Raw genomic sequence first — 15,435 nt, 5'->3', positions numbered from 1 at the left:
CAACGGGCAAGCGATGAAGCGGTGGCTGGGTAAGGCCGAAACGGCTATCGGCAATCACAGCGACCGCCTGAATGCCATCAATATCTTCCCGGTCGCGGACGGCGATACCGGCACCAACCTCTATCTGACTGTCCGCGCCGCCGCCCAGGCCCTCCACACGGACGCGGGCCGGTCCGACGTCCGTCAGCCCGACGTGGGCGCGGTGCTGGCCCTGGCCGGGCAGGCTGCCATGGAACAGGCCCGCGGAAACTCCGGAACGCTTTTCTCCGTTTTCCTCTGCGCAGCGGCTGAACCGCTGGCAGGCCACCCGCGCCTGACCTCCACGCTCCTTGCCGCAGCCCTTAACCGCGCCCAGATCCGTGCCTGGTCCGCCTTGAGCGACCCCGTTCCGGGGACCATGCTCTCGGTGATGGAAGCTGCAGCCCGGGCTGCGGCCGCGGTGGATGCCGGGCAAAATGGCGACGACAGCAACCACGCCCTCGGACTGGCGCTGGACGCTGCTGTTGAGGCTGCTCTGGCGGCGGTGATCCGCACGGAAGGCCAGCTGGACGCCCTGCAGGCCGCGCACGTGGTAGATGCCGGAGGCGTCGGCATGCTCCTCATTCTTGACTGCCTCCGCTCCGCTGTCCTGGGGGAGGAACTGCAGAGCGAGCTCCTGGACGGGCTGCACGGTTACGACGTTCAGGATCCGCACATCCATAACGACATGCCCGACGACGACGGCGTGGAAGTCATGTGCACCATCAGCCTTTCACCCCTGAACGCGGCCACCCTCCGGCAGCGCCTCGATGAGATCGGCGAATCCGTCATCATGAGCCAGGTCGGCGCCGCCTCGGACGCCGAGGGCAACTACCGCTGGCGCGTTCACGTGCACGTCCCGGATGCGGACCCGGCCGTCCGGCTGATCCGTTCCCTCGGGGACCCCACCCACATCACGGTCAGCGAGCTCGCACTGCCCCGCGACCCCGAAGCTGACCCGGTGAACTCCAATGGGCATGAGCGCTGAACTTGACCTGGGCCTTGAACGCCGGATCGGCAAGCGGTCCGCTGCTGTCATAGAGAAGCATCTCGGACTGACCACCGTTGGCGGCCTGCTGAACTACTTCCCCCGCAGGTACCTGAACCGGGGCGAGCTGACACCCATCAGCGACGTCCCGCTGGATGAGGAAGTCACGCTGATAGCCCGGGTCGTGTCCAGCAGCACCCGCTCCATGCGGGCACGCCGGGGAAACATTACCGACGTCGTCATTTCCGACGACGACGGGAAATCGGGCCTGCGGCTGGTGGGCGGCCGCGACTACCGCGGCAAAGTCCCGGGAACCCTCAAGGTCAGCTTCTTCAACGGGTACCGCGCCAAAGCGGAGCTCCTGCAGGGGCGCAGAGCCTTGTTCTCGGGTAAGGTCACCCGGTTTGGTGGTTCCCTGGGGCTTACCAACCCGGATTTCCTCCTCCTGGACGAGGACCCCTTCACGCAGGGAAAGGACCCGGAGCAGCTTGCTGCCATGCCTATTCCGGTCTACCCGGCCACAGCCAAGCTCACCAGCTGGTCCATCCAGAAAGTCATCTCCACGCTTTTGGAAACTGTGGACCTGGGCACGCTGCCGGATCCGATACCCGGAGCGGTTTCCGCCCGGGAGAAATTCCTGCCCGTCGCCGAGGCTTACCGACTCATCCACGCACCGCAGGTTCCCGCCGACTGGCAGCACGCCAGGGACCGCTTCCGGTACCAGGAGGCCCTGGTGCTGCAGTCCGCCCTGGCCAGGCGCCGTGCGCAGCTTGCTGCTGAGGAAGCCACGGCCAGGCGTCCCGTGGCGGACGGCCTCCTGGCCGCCTTTGACAAGCAGCTCCCGTTCACCCTCACGGCTGGCCAGGCCGCCGTCGGCAAGACGCTCTCCGAGGAACTTGGACAGGACGCCCCCATGAACCGACTGCTTCAGGGCGAGGTGGGCTCCGGAAAGACCATCGTGGCCCTCAGGGCCATGCTGCAGGTGGTTGATGCGGGAGGGCAGGCAGCCTTGCTGGCCCCCACGGAAGTGCTCGCCGCCCAGCACTTCGAATCGATCCGCCGCACCCTGGGCTCCCTGTCGCGCGATCCTATGCTGTCCGGGGACGGGTTGCTGGCGGGCCTTGGGGGCAATGCCGTGCAGGTCACCCTGCTGACCGGTTCCATGTCCACCGGGGCCCGTAAGCAGGCCATGCTGGACGCGGCATCCGGGACGGCCGGGATCGTGATCGGAACGCACGCACTGCTCAGCGAGAATGTGTCGTTCTACGACCTTGGGCTGATCGTGGTGGACGAACAGCACCGCTTCGGTGTGGAGCAGCGCGATGTCCTGAGGTCCAAGGCCAGCAGGCCTCCGCATCTGCTGGTCATGACGGCCACGCCCATTCCCCGCACCGTGGCCATGACCGTCTTCGGCGACCTCGAAACGTCGGTGCTGAACGAACTTCCCGTGGGCAGGGCCCCCATTTCTACCCATGTGGTGGGACTCGCCGAGAACCCCGGCTGGGTGAGCCGTATCTGGTCCCGTTCCCGCGAGGAGGTCGACGCCGGGCATCAGGTTTACGTGGTGTGCCCCAGAATCGGAACGGACGATGACGGCGACTTCAGTCCGGGGGAAGCGGAGCCGGCCGCGGCGGACCTGGACGGCGCCGCACGCGAGCTCGCGTCGGTGACCGCCGTTGTTGAACATCTTCAGCAGGAGCCGTCCCTTGCGGGAGTCACTCTGGCGCCGCTGCATGGACGGCAGGAGCCGGCGGTGAAGTCGGCTGCGATGGCGGACTTCACGGCAAACCGGACCAAACTGCTGGTCTCCACCACCGTGATCGAGGTGGGCGTCGATGTCCACAACGCCACCCTGATGGTCATCCTCGACGCCGACAGGTTCGGCATCTCCCAACTGCACCAGCTGCGCGGCCGCGTCGGCCGCGGCGGCCTGCCCGGAACCTGCCTGCTGGTCACCACGCTGGAACCCGGCCATCCGAGCCGGCGGAGGCTTGATGCCGTTGCTGCCACTACTGACGGGTTTGAGCTATCGCAGGAGGACTTGAAGCTCAGGCGCGAGGGGGACATCCTTGGCGCGTCGCAGTCGGGCGGCCGTTCCACCCTGAAGCTGCTCAGGGTGCTTGAGCACGAAGACGTCATTGCCCGCGCCAGGGAGGACGCCCAGGACATCGTGGGCCGGGACCCCTCCTTGGTCCGCCATCCATGGCTGGCCGAGGCAATCGACGAGTATCTGAACCCTGAGAAGGAGGCGTTCCTTGAACGCGGATAGCGCGGCTTTGAACAAAACAGCCGGAACCCCGGACTGGAAACGCACGGTCCGGACATGAGCCGGATCATTGCGGGGGCCGCCGGCGGCACTCCACTGGTAAATGTTCCGGGTAGCTTGACCCGGCCCACCACAGACCGGGTCAAGGAAGCGCTGTTCTCTCGCCTCGACGCCTTCGGAATCATTGCCGGATCCCGCGTCCTGGACCTCTATGCGGGGTCGGGGTCGTTGGGCGTGGAGAGCGGCAGCAGGGGCGCGGAGGCCGTGGACCTTGTGGAGTTCGATGCCAAGGCAAGCGCCGTCTGCCAGCGCAACGCGGACCTCATCAACGGAGTCGTGGGACGCAAGGCGGTCACGGTGCACCGCTCCCGGGTGGAGTCATTCCTGGAGCGGGCCGGGGATGGCAGCAGTTGGGACCTGGTTTTCCTCGACCCCCCGTATCCGCTGGACGAACCGGCCTTGTCTGCGGTGCTGGAGAAGCTCTCCGCCCACCTCGCACCGTCGGCCGTGGTAGTTGTTGAGAGGTCGTCCCGTTCACCGGAACCGGGCTGGCCGGACGGTATGGAACGCTTTGCGGAGAAGAAGTACGGCGAAACCCGGCTCTGGTTCGCAGAGCCCTCGGTATCTGACGCCAGCCAGGAGGACCTGGTTATTGACGAACAGGGACCCCACGGCAGCTGAGGCTCAGCCCGCCAGTGGGTCCAGGTCCACGCCGGTCAGGACCCTCGCCGGGTGGGGGCCCCGTGCTGTCAGTTCGGCTGTCCATTCAACGGGCCACTGTGTCTGCGTCCCGGCGAGGATGATGTTGCCGGGGTACCGGCCGGCAAACATTCCAGCTTCAGCGAAGGCGGCGACGTCGGCCATGGCGCGCCGCATTGCGGCCACCTGGCTGCGCACCAGGGTGAGTCCCGGATCGTCGCCGACGTTCACGATCAACAGCCCGTCAGGGGCCAGTCGCGCGCGGGCCTCCTGGTAGAACTCCATGCAGGCGATGTGTTCCGGAGCGTCGGGGCCGGAGAAGATGTCCAGGATCACGACGTCGAACCGCAGACCCGGATCCAGCCAGGCCAGGGCATGCCGGGCGTCGCCGATGATAGTGTGCAGCTCTGTTCCCTCCGGGAGGGGGAGCTGCTGCAGCACAAAATCCAGGAGCTCGCGCTCCAGCTCCACCGCATACTGGGCGGAGCCGGGCCGGGTGGCCTGGATGTAGCGGGCCAGCGTCAGCGCGCCCGCCCCCAGGTGGAGCGCGCTGACCGGCCTGCCCGCGGGCGCGGCGAGATCCACCAAGTGGCCGATCCTGCGCAGGTATTCGTAAAAGATCTCCTCGGGGCGCGCGAGGTTCACGTGCGACTGTTCAGCGCCACCGATGCTGAGGACGAAGGCTCCTTCGGTGAAAGCATCCGGCGTGATGGAGGCGTGTTGGCCCGTGGTCCTGAGGAACCTGGCGCGTGTGTTGCCGGCCTGAGGCATCAGAGCTTTCCGCTGAGACTTGCCAGCCGGGCGGCTGCCTCTTCCAGGACCTCCACCTTCTTGCAGAACGCGAACCGAAGCAGGCTCCGCGTCCTTTCGGCGCCCTGCGGATGGCAGAAGACGGGAACGGGGATGGCGGCCACTCCTACCAGAGCCGGTAGTCTCCGGGCCAGGTCAACGGAGTCGCTGATGCCCAGTGGAGCCGTATCCACGTTCACAAAATAGGTCCCCTGTGGCGTGAAGACATCGAATCCCGCCGCCCGTAGCCCTTCGCTGAGGATGTCGCGCTTGTGCCGGAGGGTGTCCGAGATGCCCTGGTAGAACTCATCCGGGAGCGCCAGGCCCGTCGCGATGGCCGCCTGGAACGGAGTTCCGGAGCTGTAGGTGAGGAATTGCTTCACCGTGCGGATGGCGGATACCAGCTCTCGGGGGCCGGAGAGCCAGCCGATCTTCCAGCCTGTGAAGGAAAAGGTCTTTCCTGCGGAGGAGATGGTGATGGTCCTCTCCGCAGCCCCGGGCAGGCTTGCTACGGGGATGTGGCTGACGCCGAAGGTAAGGTGTTCGTACACTTCATCGGTGATGATCAGGCAGTCGTGGCGCCGGGCGAGTTCGACTACGCGCTCGAGGACATCGCGCGGGAAAACCGCTCCCGTGGGATTGTGCGGATTGTTCAGGAGCACTATCCGTGTGCGCCCGCTGAAGGCCGCCTCGAGTGCGTCCATGTCCGGGAAGAAATCCGGGGCCAGCAACGGCGCCGTGATGTGGTTTGCGCCGGAGAGCCCGATGACAGCTCCATAGGAGTCATAGAAGGGCTCGAAGGTCAGCACGTCATCACCTGGACCAGCGAACGCCAGCAGTGCAGCCGCGATGCCTTCCGTTGCGCCGGTGGTGACCAGGACTTCAGTCTGCGGGTCCGGGGCGAGCCCGTAGAACCGCTGCTGGTGGGCTGACACCGCCTCCCGCAGTTCAAGAATGCCCTTGCCCGGCGCATACTGGTTGGCACCGGCCGCTATCGCGGCCTGCGCGGCAGCCTTGATCTCCGCCGGCCCGTCTTCGTCAGGAAAACCTTGTCCAAGGTTGATGGCGCCCGTCTGCTGGGCAAGCGTTGTCATCTCTTCGAAGATGGTGATGCCCAGTCCGCCCTCGGGGCCCAGCAAGTTGGCCCCCAGGGCCGCCCGCTGCCAGGGGGCCGGAGCCGTGGCCTTGAAAAGTTCCCTTGGTGGATGCATCCAGTCATGGTATCCCGGCGTCCCGATGCGATAGGTTCGGAGCATGAGACGCGCTGTTTGCCCCGGATCCTTCGACCCCATCCACAACGGCCATCTCGAGGTCATTGCCCGGGCCGCCGGCCTCTTCGATGAGGTCATCGTGGCTGTGTCCACCAACTATGCGAAGAAGTACAGGTTCAGCCTGGGGGACCGGATCGACATGGCACGGGAAACCCTGGCATCGCTGAAAGGGATCGTGGTGGAGCCGGTCGGCGACGGACTCCTGGCGGAGTATTGCCGCCAAAGGGGTGTTTCAGCCATCGTCAAGGGCCTGAGGTCCTCGTCCGACTTTGACTACGAACTTCCCATGGCCACCATGAACCGCCAGCTCAGCGGCGTGGAAACAGTGTTTCTTCCCGCGGAGGCCCATTACTTGCACCTGTCCTCCACCCTCATCAAGGAAGTGGCGGGCCTTGGCGGCAGCGTCTCCGATTATGTGCCCCGTTCCGTCCAAAAGAGGCTCCTTGCTGGCGAGTCTGCGGCGGATCAATAGGCAAGAGGGTAAGCTAGTCCGGTACTTCGGCGGCCTTCCATGGCCTGGTTTGAGTCCCTAAGGTTCTTCAGGCTAAGATGGTACGTCGGTCATATGTTCAACAGGAGTTCTCATTAAACGAGATGCTAGTTCGCCCTTGGCGTTCGACGTCAAGGACCTTGGGCGCAGCCCGGGAAGCATGCGGACACTGCAGGAACATGTACCCGCACCAGGTGATCTTGGTGTGGCACTCATTGGCGTTCAGGAAGGCTCGGATATCGGGCTGGACCTGAGGCTTGAGGCCGTACACGAAGGAATTCTGGTATCAGGAACCGCGGTCGCCGAAGTATCCGGCGAATGCGGCCGATGCCTGGATCCCCTTGCGTATGACCTCGAGGTCAATGTGCAAGAACTTTTCTTCTATGAAGGCGTCCTGCTTTCAGATGAAGAAGATGATGAAGAGCAACGTCGAGTCGAGCACGATGTAATCGATCTTGAACCGGTGTTGCGGGACGCAGTTGTTACCATGCTGCCGTTCCAGCCGGTGTGCCGGGAAGACTGCCAGGGCCTTTGCTCCGAATGCGGAGCTCGCCTGGAAGACGAGCCGGGGCACCACCACGAGGTCTTGGATCCTCGCTGGGCTGCCCTAGCTGATATGGCTAAGCCTGACCGGCAAAATTGATTTGTACGTGTTTGTCTAGAGAGAAATGAGTTAGCCGTGGCTGTTCCCAAGCGGAAAATGTCTCGCTCGAATACCCGCGCCCGCCGCTCCCAGTGGAAGGCAACCGCCCCCCACCTGGTGAAGACCGTAGAGAACGGCCAGGTGACCTACAGCCTGCCGCACCAGGCAAAGGTCGTCACCGACTCGGCTGGCACTGCGCTGTTCCTTGAGTACAAGGGCCGCAAGGTCGCAGACGTCTAATCGGCCATTCAGGCTGGCATGATGTCTTCAACTGAAGAGCTTCTGAAGCGTCTCGGTGTCTCCATTGACGCCGGGACGCTTCGTCTTGCGCTCACGCACCGTTCCTACGCCTACGAAAACGGCGGTATCCCCACGAACGAGCGGCTGGAATTCCTGGGCGACTCCATCCTTGGATTCTCCGTGACGGATGCCCTCTACCGTGACAACCCCAACCTGCCCGAAGGCGACCTTGCGAAACGCCGGTCCGCCGTCGTCAGTACCCGCGCCTTGGCCGGTATCGGCCGCAGCCTCGGCATTGGCGACTACATCTACCTCGGACAGGGCGAAAAGCTTACCGAGGGCAAGAACAAAGCCTCCATCCTGGCGGACACCATGGAAGCCCTGATTGGTGCCACCTATGTGTCCAACGACATCGAGACCGCCCGGCAGCTGGTGATGCGCCTGATCGGGCCGCTCCTGCAGGACGCCGCCGCCCTCGGTGCGGGAACAGACTGGAAGACCAGCATCCAGGAGCTGGCGGCGAGCCGGCAGCTCGGCAGTATCCACTACGCGGTGCAGGGGTCCGGGCCGGATCACGCCCGCACGTTCACGGCTGTACTGGAAATAGGCGGCACCGCCTACGGAAAGGGATCCGGACACTCTAAAAAGGAAGCGGAACAGGAAGCCGCGGCCGACGCCTGGCGGGTACTCTCCGGGGCTGTTGCTTCCGTGCAGGCTGCCGGCCGCGCCGATTCTGCTCCAGGCATCTAGGCTGTTGTGCCGGAACTTCCGGAAGTGGAGGTCGTCCGCCGCGGGCTCGTGAACTGGGCCCGGGGCCGGACCATCACTGCGGTGGACGTATTGGACGAGCGTTCCATCCGCCGCCACGCCCTCGGCCCTGAGGACTTCACAGGCAACCTCGTGGGCGCCACGGTGATGGACGTGGTCCGTCGGGGAAAGTTCCTGTGGATGCCCCTGCAGGAGGGCGCTGACTTCGCCGGACCTCCCGCCGTCGCGCTCATGGCGCATCTCGGCATGAGCGGCCAGCTACTCATGCAGGACGACAGCGTGCCTGACGAGAAGCACCTTAGGGTCAGGCTGCGCCTGAGCACCCGGGATGGGACGCCCGAACAGCTGCGGTTTGTGGACCAACGCATTTTCGGCGGCCTGTTCGTCACATCACTGGTCCCCACCGACGACGGCGCCCCTGGCGGCCTTGCTGAATCCCCCCTTCCGCTGATCGCGGAGGAAGCCTCCCACATCGCCAGGGATCCGCTGGACCCGGCCTTTTCCTTTGAGCTGTTCTACCGCAGGCTCCGGAAACGGAAAACGGGCCTAAAACGTGCGCTGCTGGACCAGGGGCTGGTGTCTGGCATCGGGAACATCTACGCCGACGAGGCCCTGTGGCGGGCAAAACTGCATTATGCCAGGCCCACCGACACCCTGCGCCGGAAGGAGGCCGAAAAAGTCCTGGGCTGTGCACGCGACGTCATGCTCGACGCCCTTGCAGCCGGTGGGACCAGCTTCGATTCCCTCTACGTGAACGTCAATGGTGCCTCCGGATACTTCGAGCGTTCGCTCAATGCCTACGGCCGGGAAGGGCAGCCCTGCGGCCGTTGCGCCACTGAGGGAATTACCTCAATCATCCGGCGGGAGCAATTCATGAACCGTTCCTCCTACACGTGTCCGGTGTGCCAGCCAAAGCCGCGAAGAGGACGATGGTAAACGGGCGCTGGTAGACGGCGGACGCTCGTACGGGAAACTAAAGCGTGCGGATTCTGCGGTTCCGTAGGGTGGAGGTCCCCGAAATCCGCGGAAATCCGCCAGCAGGCAGTAGATTTGGGGCAGCAGAGAAGCCGCTTCAGCCACTCAGGAGATCCGAAACACCTTGCACCTCAAGAGCCTGACCGTCCGGGGGTTCAAGTCGTTTGCGTCCGCCACGACCTTCGATTTTGAACCAGGCGTTACAGCCGTGGTGGGGCCTAACGGTTCCGGGAAATCCAACGTGGTGGATGCCCTGGCCTGGGTAATGGGGGAGCAGGGTGCCAAAACCCTCCGCGGCGGCAAGATGGAGGACGTCATTTTCGCGGGCACGTCCGGCCGGCCGCCACTGGGCCGGGCACACGTCTCCCTGACAATCGACAACACGGATGGTGCGCTGCCCATCGAATACAGCGAGGTCACCATCTCGCGCACCCTCTTCCGGACAGGCGGCTCCGAGTATGCCATCAACGGCGCCGGCTGCCGGCTGCTGGACATCCAGGAGCTGCTGTCCGATTCAGGGTTGGGCCGGGAAATGCATGTCATTGTGGGCCAGGGCCAGCTGGACAAAGTGCTTCATGCCACCCCGGAGGACCGCCGCGGCTTCATCGAAGAAGCTGCAGGAATCCTCAAGCATCGCCGCCGCAAGGAAAAGACGGTCCGCAAACTCGAGGCCATGCAGGCCAACCTGCAGCGGCTCAGTGATCTCACCGGGGAGATCCGTCGGCAACTGACGCCGCTGGGCAAGCAGGCCGAAGTTGCCCGTCGGGCCCAGCGCGTCCAGTTCGACGTCCGGGATGCCCGTGCGCGGCTCCTGGCCGATGACCTTGTCCAGCTTCAGACTTCCCTTGAGCAGGACGTAGCTGACGAAGCGGTCCTGAAGGCCCGCCGGGCCATTGTGGAGCAGGAGCTCGAATCGGGCCGCAGGGGCCAGGCGGCCCTTGAGCAGCTTGCCGCGGAGGCAACGCCCAGGCTCAACGCTGCCCGGGACACCTGGTACCGCCTGTCAACGGCCCGGGAACGGCTTCGTTCCCTGGGATCGCTCGCCCAGGAGCGCAGCAGGCTGCTTGGCTCCGTGGACGCTGAACCATATTCCGGCCGGGATCCGGAGCAGCTGGAGCGGCAGGCTGGCCGGGTGCGGGAGGAGCTGGCGGAACTTGAACGCCACATCCTGGATAAACGCAGCGCCCTTGATGCCGCCACCGAGGCTAAAGCGGAGGCTGAGCGGGCCTCGCTCGCCGAGGAGAAACGGCTGACGGCTGTCCTGCGCGCCGCCGCCGACCGGCGGGAGGGACTGGCCCGGCTTGCCGGTCAAGTGGCCGCGGCCCGGTCACGGGTGGAATCAGCCCAGGCCGAGCTGGGCAGGCTGCGGGATTCAGTCGCGGCCGGCGGGGAGCGCCGCCGCCGGGCGCAGGAGGAGTTCACGGCACTGGAGAGCCAGGTAGCGGGCGTTGAGGATGGCGAGGAGACCCTCGACGCCGACTATGAACTGGCCAGTGCGCAGCTGGATGCGGTACTCCAGGAGATCAAAGACTTCACCTCCGCCATGGGGGAGGCTGTGCGCGAACGTGACACGCTGGTGGCGCGGCGGGATGCACTCCAGCTCGGGCTGAACCGCAAAGACGGCGGCGAACACGCCCTCAACTCAGGACTGCCAGGCGTCGCGGGAACGCTCGCGTCGAAGCTCAGTGTTGAGGCAGGATTCGAAACCGCTATTGCCGCCGCCCTCGGTGATGCTGCGGAGGCGATTTTGGTCCGGGATCCGGCGACGGCCGGGGCTGTGGTGCAGCTCCTCAAGGACGACGACGCCGGACGCGCCTCGCTCCTGCTGGAATCGGGGCCGGCGTCCCAGGATCCGGCCAGCGGAACGGAGTTAGTTCCAGGCGCGCTGCCCTCGGGCACCCGCAGTGCTGCTGGCCTCGTTTCGGGGCCGGACGCCACCTTGCGTGCCGTCGCTGCCCTCCTCGCCGGGGTCGCCGTCGTCGAGGACCTGCACGCAGCCGCCCAAGTGGTCGCAGAGCAGCCTGAACTGACTGTTGTCACCAGGGCCGGTGACGTCTTCACTGCACTGACGGTTACCGGCGGCTCTGCGAAGGCGCCATCGCTCCTCGAGGTGCAGGCGGCCGTTGACGACGCCGAGACCCGGCTTGCAGCCGTCACCGCGGAGCTGGAGCGGAACAGGTTCGCCTTGGCCGGCGCTGAGAACAGACGGGCGGAAGCCCAGGACAGGGCCGACGCCGCCCTGGACAGGCTGCACGAATCCGATGCCCGCCTCGCCGCCGTAGCAGAACGGCTGGGACACCTTAACTCGGTCCTGCGCAGCGCGGTGGGCGAGAGCGACAGGCTTGCCGCATCCCTCGCCACAGCCGAGGCCAACGTGGTGACCGAGGACGCGGCGCTCGCGGCCATTACTGCGCGGCTTGCTGCCGCCCAGGAGGCGCCGGCAGAGGAGGAACCGTCCACCGAACAACGTGATGCCCTGGCACTGGCGGCCTCGCTGGCGCGTTCTGCCGAGATGGAAGCCAGGCTGGCGCTGCGCAGCGCCGAGGAGCAGCTGACAGCCACGAGCAACCGCGCCGTGTCACTGGAGCGTGCAGCGGCCACTGAACGCCGCGCCCGTGAAGAGGCAGCGGAACGGGCCCGGCGCCGCCGCATCCAGGCCAGGCGTGCTGCCGCCGTGTCAGCCGCGGTGGAGCTGGCCACCCGGTTCGTTGACCTGTCCGTGGAGCTGGCCCGGCGGGAACGCGACCTGGCGGAACAAAACAGGGAGCAGCGGGACCGTGCTCTTCTCGAGGCCAGGACCGCCAACGAGGCCCTCGCCCGGGAACTGGCGGAACTGACAGACTCGGTCCACCGCGACGAACTGGCCCGGGCCCAGCAGCGGGCACGCATCGAAGCCCTCGAGACCCGGTCCATCGACGAACTCGGGATCAGCCCCGACATGCTGGTGGCGGACTACGGCCCCCACGTACCCGTACCGGTACCGGCCGAGGAAACCAAAGACAAGTGGGCCGCGCTCAGGACACCGGTGGATGACAACGGCGCTCCGGTGGTCGAGGGAAAGCCCTTCGTCCGCGAGGAGCAGGAGAAACGGCTTCGGAAGGCCGAGCGGGACCTGTCCAGCCTGGGCCGGGTGAACCCCCTCGCCTTAGAGGAGTTCGCAGCGCTCGAGGAGCGGCACCAGTTCCTCAGCACTCAGCTGGAGGATCTCAAGGCCAGCCGCAAAGACCTGCTGGACATCATCAAGGAAGTGGACAACCGGGTCCAGCTGGTCTTCGCGGAAGCTTTCGAGGACACCCAGGCACAGTTTGTCCGGGTTTTTGAACGACTTTTTCCCGGCGGTGAAGGCCGCCTTGTCCTGACTGACCCTTCGGACATGCTCACGACGGGCATTGAAGTGGAGGCACGTCCGGCCGGCAAGAAGATCAAGAGACTTTCCCTGCTGTCCGGCGGGGAACGCTCCCTGACCGCCGTCGCCCTGCTCGTGGCCATTTTCAAGGCCAGGCCCTCACCGTTCTACGTCATGGATGAGGTGGAAGCAGCCCTGGACGACACCAACCTTGGCCGGCTCATTACCATCTTCGAGGAACTCAGGGAGTCCAGCCAGCTCATCGTGATCACCCACCAGAAACGGACCATGGAAGTGGCCGACGCGCTCTATGGCGTCACCATGCGCGGCGACGGTGTGTCCACTGTCATCAGCCAGCGCCTGGGCGCAGACGTGTAGCACCTGGCGTTCGCCGGTCAGCCCGGGAAGCGCCTTCGGCGTTTGTGAGAAGCTAGGGGAGTGAATGACATCCTCCCCATAATTGTGTCCATTGTTGCTGCCTTGGTGGTTGTTGGCGGACTGATTCCGGTCCTGATGAAGACGCGGAAGAACATCACGCGCTACCCAGGCACCCGCGACGCCAACGATCCCGGCCCGCAGGGCGCCGGAACGCTGCTGGAGGACCCACTGGGGGCGCCGGCCGAACGCAAGGCACCTGCCGGCGTCGACCTCGAGGACCTGGAAACCACTGAGGTGCCCGACGACGCCGCGGGCCTGGAAACGATCCGGGTTGAGACTCCTCTTCCTGTAGCTGGCCGCCTCACCCGCCTGCGGGAGCGGCTGGTCCGCTCCAACAACATCCTCGGCAAAGGCCTCCTGGCCCTGCTCTCAAGCGACACGATTGACGAAGACGTCTGGGACGAAGTCGAGGAGACCCTCCTGCTGGCCGACCTCGGAACCGAGCCCACCATGCAGCTGGTCGATGCCCTGCGGGAGCGTGTGAAAGTGCTCGGCACCAGGACCCCGGAGCAGGTCAAGGCGCTGCTCCGCGAAGAACTCATCAAGCTGGTCGATCCCACCATGGACCGCAGTCTCAATATCGACCGGCACGCGGACAAGCCGGCCGTCATGATGGTGGTTGGTGTCAACGGCGTGGGCAAAACAACCACCGTGGGAAAGCTTGCGCGTGTGCTCGTGGCGGAAGACAAGGACGTCCTCCTGGGCGCCGCGGACACCTTCCGGGCCGCGGCGGCCGAGCAGTTGGCAACATGGGGCCAGCGCGTCGGTGTCCCCACCGTGAAGTCCGACGTCGACGGCGCCGATCCCGCTTCTGTCGCCTATGAGGCTGTCCAGGCAGGCATCGACCAGGAAGTCGACGTGGTCATGATCGATACCGCCGGGCGCCTGCAGAACAAGGTCGGCCTCATGGACGAGCTAGGCAAGGTCAAGCGGGTCATCGAAAAACTGGCCGAGGTGGACGAAGTGCTGCTGGTGCTGGACGCCACCACCGGCCAGAACGGCCTGAACCAGGCACGCGTCTTCTCCGAGGTGGTCAACATCACCGGAATTGTCCTGACCAAACTGGACGGTACGGCCAAGGGTGGCATCGTCGTCGCCATTCAGAAGTCGCTCGGCGTGCCGGTCAAGCTGATCGGCCTGGGTGAGGGCGCCGACGACCTCGCGCCCTTCGAGGCCGAAAGCTTCGTTGACGCGCTTCTCAACTGACCTTCAGCGTCTGGCCTTCAGGGTCTCCGGTGTGACAGTCCACGCAGCCGCAGCCAGAACCAGCACGCCCCCGGTCACCGCGAACGCCCATCCGTAACCCAGGCTGTCCGCCAACATGCCCGCCAGGATCGGTCCGGCAATCGCGCCCGTGTCCGAGGTCATCTGGTAGATGGCGAGCACCCGTCCCCCGGAACGCTCGTTTCCAATGACGTCGGCGACGGCGGCCTGCTGGGCCGGTCCCAGCAGCCCGGACCCGATGCCGGCCAGGGCTGAGGCCACCAGGAACCAGGCCAGCTCACGGGTGGAACCGATGGCCGCTGTGGAAATCCCGGCGACAAGAAGCCCGGAAACCATCATCGGGCGGCGGCCCAGGCTGTCCGTCAGGCGGCCGGAAAACGTCAAGGCCGCGGCGTTGCCCGCCGCGAAGACCGCCAGCGCCAGGCCGGCGGCTTCAGGGCCTGATCCCAGCGCCGATACCGCGAACAGCGGAACCGTGGCCATCCGCACACCGAACGTGGCCCAGCCGTTGGCAAAGCTGGAGAGAAGCACCGAACGGTAGGTGCCCAGGCGAAGTGCCTCGGCAACAGGCATGTCCGGCGCACCGCTTCCGGCGGACCGGTCGGCTGCGGGCCGGTGGCTGAGCTGGGTCTGGACGACCGCGGCCGCCAGCACCAGGGCGGCTGCATAGGCCAGGAAGGGCACCCGCAGCCCGAACCCGGCCAGCATTCCGCCGACGATGGGCCCGCACACGTTCCCGATCAGGAAAGCGGATGCGTAGGCGCCGGAGACCCTGCCGCGGCTTTCGGGCGGCGCCAGCCGGACCACGAGTGCCATGGAGGCCACTGTGAACATGACCGAACCAGCACCGCCAAGGCCGCGAAACACCAGCAGTTGCCAGTAGTCCTGGGCAAAGGCGCACGCGGCCGTTGAGGCCGCCACGATCAGCAATCCGCCCACATACACCGGCCGTTCGCCGAGTCGTCCGATCAGCGCACCGCCGGCGGGCGCGAAAACCAGGCGCATGAGGGCAAAGATGCTCACGATCACTGCTGCGGCCGTCGCCCCCACGTCAAACGTCGTGGCGAACTGCGGCAACACCGGCGCTACCAGCCCGAATCCGAGCGCAATAAGGAACGCCGCGGCGAGCATCACCTTGATGTCGCGCGGCAGCGGCGCGCGCTGGGGCCGCAGAACGGCCAAAATCCGTGTTGTGGCGCGGCTCACGCGGGGTGGTGCCGTCATGGTGCGGTGTCCTTGCAGTTCAGGCGGGGGAGTCCTTGCGAAATTGCTGAAACATA

General features: G+C 65.7%; 13 protein-coding genes. 10 read left to right on the top strand and 3 right to left on the bottom strand.

Going from position 1 to position 15,435, the window contains the following annotated elements; genetic code table 11:
• The first annotated feature begins 13 nt into the window (after nt 1-13).
• The 3 genes from J7E83_RS05930 to rsmD are packed head-to-tail and all read left to right on the top strand — an operon-like array spanning nt 14 to nt 3,953.
• Entirely contained in the window at nt 14-1,006 is a 993-nt protein-coding gene (locus J7E83_RS05930; RefSeq protein WP_214960987.1) for a DAK2 domain-containing protein, read from the top strand.
• Entirely contained in the window at nt 996-3,275 is a 2,280-nt protein-coding gene (locus J7E83_RS05925) for an ATP-dependent DNA helicase RecG (protein WP_214959944.1), read from the top strand. Before J7E83_RS05930 ends, J7E83_RS05925 begins: the two co-directional genes overlap by 11 nt.
• Nucleotides 3,276-3,329: 54 nt before the next feature.
• Nucleotides 3,330-3,953, top strand: a complete 624-nt coding sequence (rsmD, locus tag J7E83_RS05920; protein WP_214959942.1) for a 16S rRNA (guanine(966)-N(2))-methyltransferase RsmD — start codon at nt 3,330-3,332, stop codon at nt 3,951-3,953.
• A 3-nt stretch (nt 3,954-3,956) separates the two neighbouring features.
• Here the strand turns inward: rsmD and J7E83_RS05915 are convergent, their stop codons facing one another.
• Both J7E83_RS05915 and J7E83_RS05910 read right to left on the bottom strand, forming a co-directional pair.
• A complete protein-coding gene (locus tag J7E83_RS05915; protein ID WP_214959940.1) occupies nt 3,957-4,742 on the bottom strand; it encodes a spermidine synthase in 786 nt (261 codons plus the stop codon).
• The gene (locus tag J7E83_RS05910) at nt 4,742-5,971 is read right to left on the bottom strand and encodes an aminotransferase class I/II-fold pyridoxal phosphate-dependent enzyme (RefSeq protein WP_251043463.1); all 1,230 of its coding nucleotides are present in this window, start codon (nt 5,969-5,971) and stop codon (nt 4,742-4,744) included. The genes J7E83_RS05915 and J7E83_RS05910 overlap by 1 nt, the downstream gene beginning before the upstream one ends.
• A gap of 43 nt (nt 5,972-6,014) precedes the next feature.
• Between J7E83_RS05910 and coaD the strand changes: the two genes are divergently transcribed.
• The 7 genes from coaD to ftsY all read left to right on the top strand — a co-directional run bounded on the left by coaD (nt 6,015) and on the right by ftsY (nt 14,137).
• Nucleotides 6,015-6,503 (top strand): pantetheine-phosphate adenylyltransferase, encoded by a 489-nt coding sequence (gene coaD / locus J7E83_RS05905; RefSeq protein WP_214959936.1) that lies wholly within the window; start codon nt 6,015-6,017, stop codon nt 6,501-6,503.
• 136 nt (nt 6,504-6,639) lie between these two features.
• Entirely contained in the window at nt 6,640-7,164 is a 525-nt protein-coding gene (locus J7E83_RS05900; RefSeq protein WP_214959934.1) for a DUF177 domain-containing protein, read from the top strand.
• Between the two features lie 36 nt (nt 7,165-7,200).
• Nucleotides 7,201-7,404, top strand: a complete 204-nt coding sequence (gene rpmF / locus J7E83_RS05895) for a 50S ribosomal protein L32 (protein ID WP_009356569.1) — start codon at nt 7,201-7,203, stop codon at nt 7,402-7,404.
• A 21-nt stretch (nt 7,405-7,425) separates the two neighbouring features.
• The gene (gene rnc, locus J7E83_RS05890) at nt 7,426-8,154 is read left to right on the top strand and encodes a ribonuclease III (RefSeq protein WP_214960983.1); all 729 of its coding nucleotides are present in this window, start codon (nt 7,426-7,428) and stop codon (nt 8,152-8,154) included.
• Between the two features lie 6 nt (nt 8,155-8,160).
• Entirely contained in the window at nt 8,161-9,108 is a 948-nt protein-coding gene (gene mutM, locus J7E83_RS05885; RefSeq protein WP_214959933.1) for a bifunctional DNA-formamidopyrimidine glycosylase/DNA-(apurinic or apyrimidinic site) lyase, read from the top strand.
• Nucleotides 9,109-9,271: 163 nt separating this feature from the next.
• Nucleotides 9,272-12,871, top strand: coding sequence for a chromosome segregation protein SMC (smc, locus tag J7E83_RS05880; protein WP_214959931.1), 3,600 nt, complete (start codon nt 9,272-9,274; stop codon nt 12,869-12,871).
• A 60-nt stretch (nt 12,872-12,931) separates the two neighbouring features.
• Nucleotides 12,932-14,137, top strand: coding sequence for a signal recognition particle-docking protein FtsY (gene ftsY / locus J7E83_RS05875; protein ID WP_214959928.1), 1,206 nt, complete (start codon nt 12,932-12,934; stop codon nt 14,135-14,137).
• A gap of 3 nt (nt 14,138-14,140) precedes the next feature.
• Here ftsY and J7E83_RS05870 read toward each other — a convergent pair whose 3' ends face one another.
• Nucleotides 14,141-15,379, bottom strand: coding sequence for an MFS transporter (locus tag J7E83_RS05870; protein ID WP_251043462.1), 1,239 nt, complete (start codon nt 15,377-15,379; stop codon nt 14,141-14,143).
• Nucleotides 15,380-15,435 lie beyond the last annotated feature (56 nt).

This window comes from Arthrobacter sp. ISL-48 (assembly GCF_018613805.1).
Taxonomy (GTDB): domain Bacteria; phylum Actinomycetota; class Actinomycetes; order Actinomycetales; family Micrococcaceae; genus Arthrobacter.
Note: the sequence above shows the minus strand (reverse complement) of the source record. Positions and strands in the feature narration are given on the sequence as shown.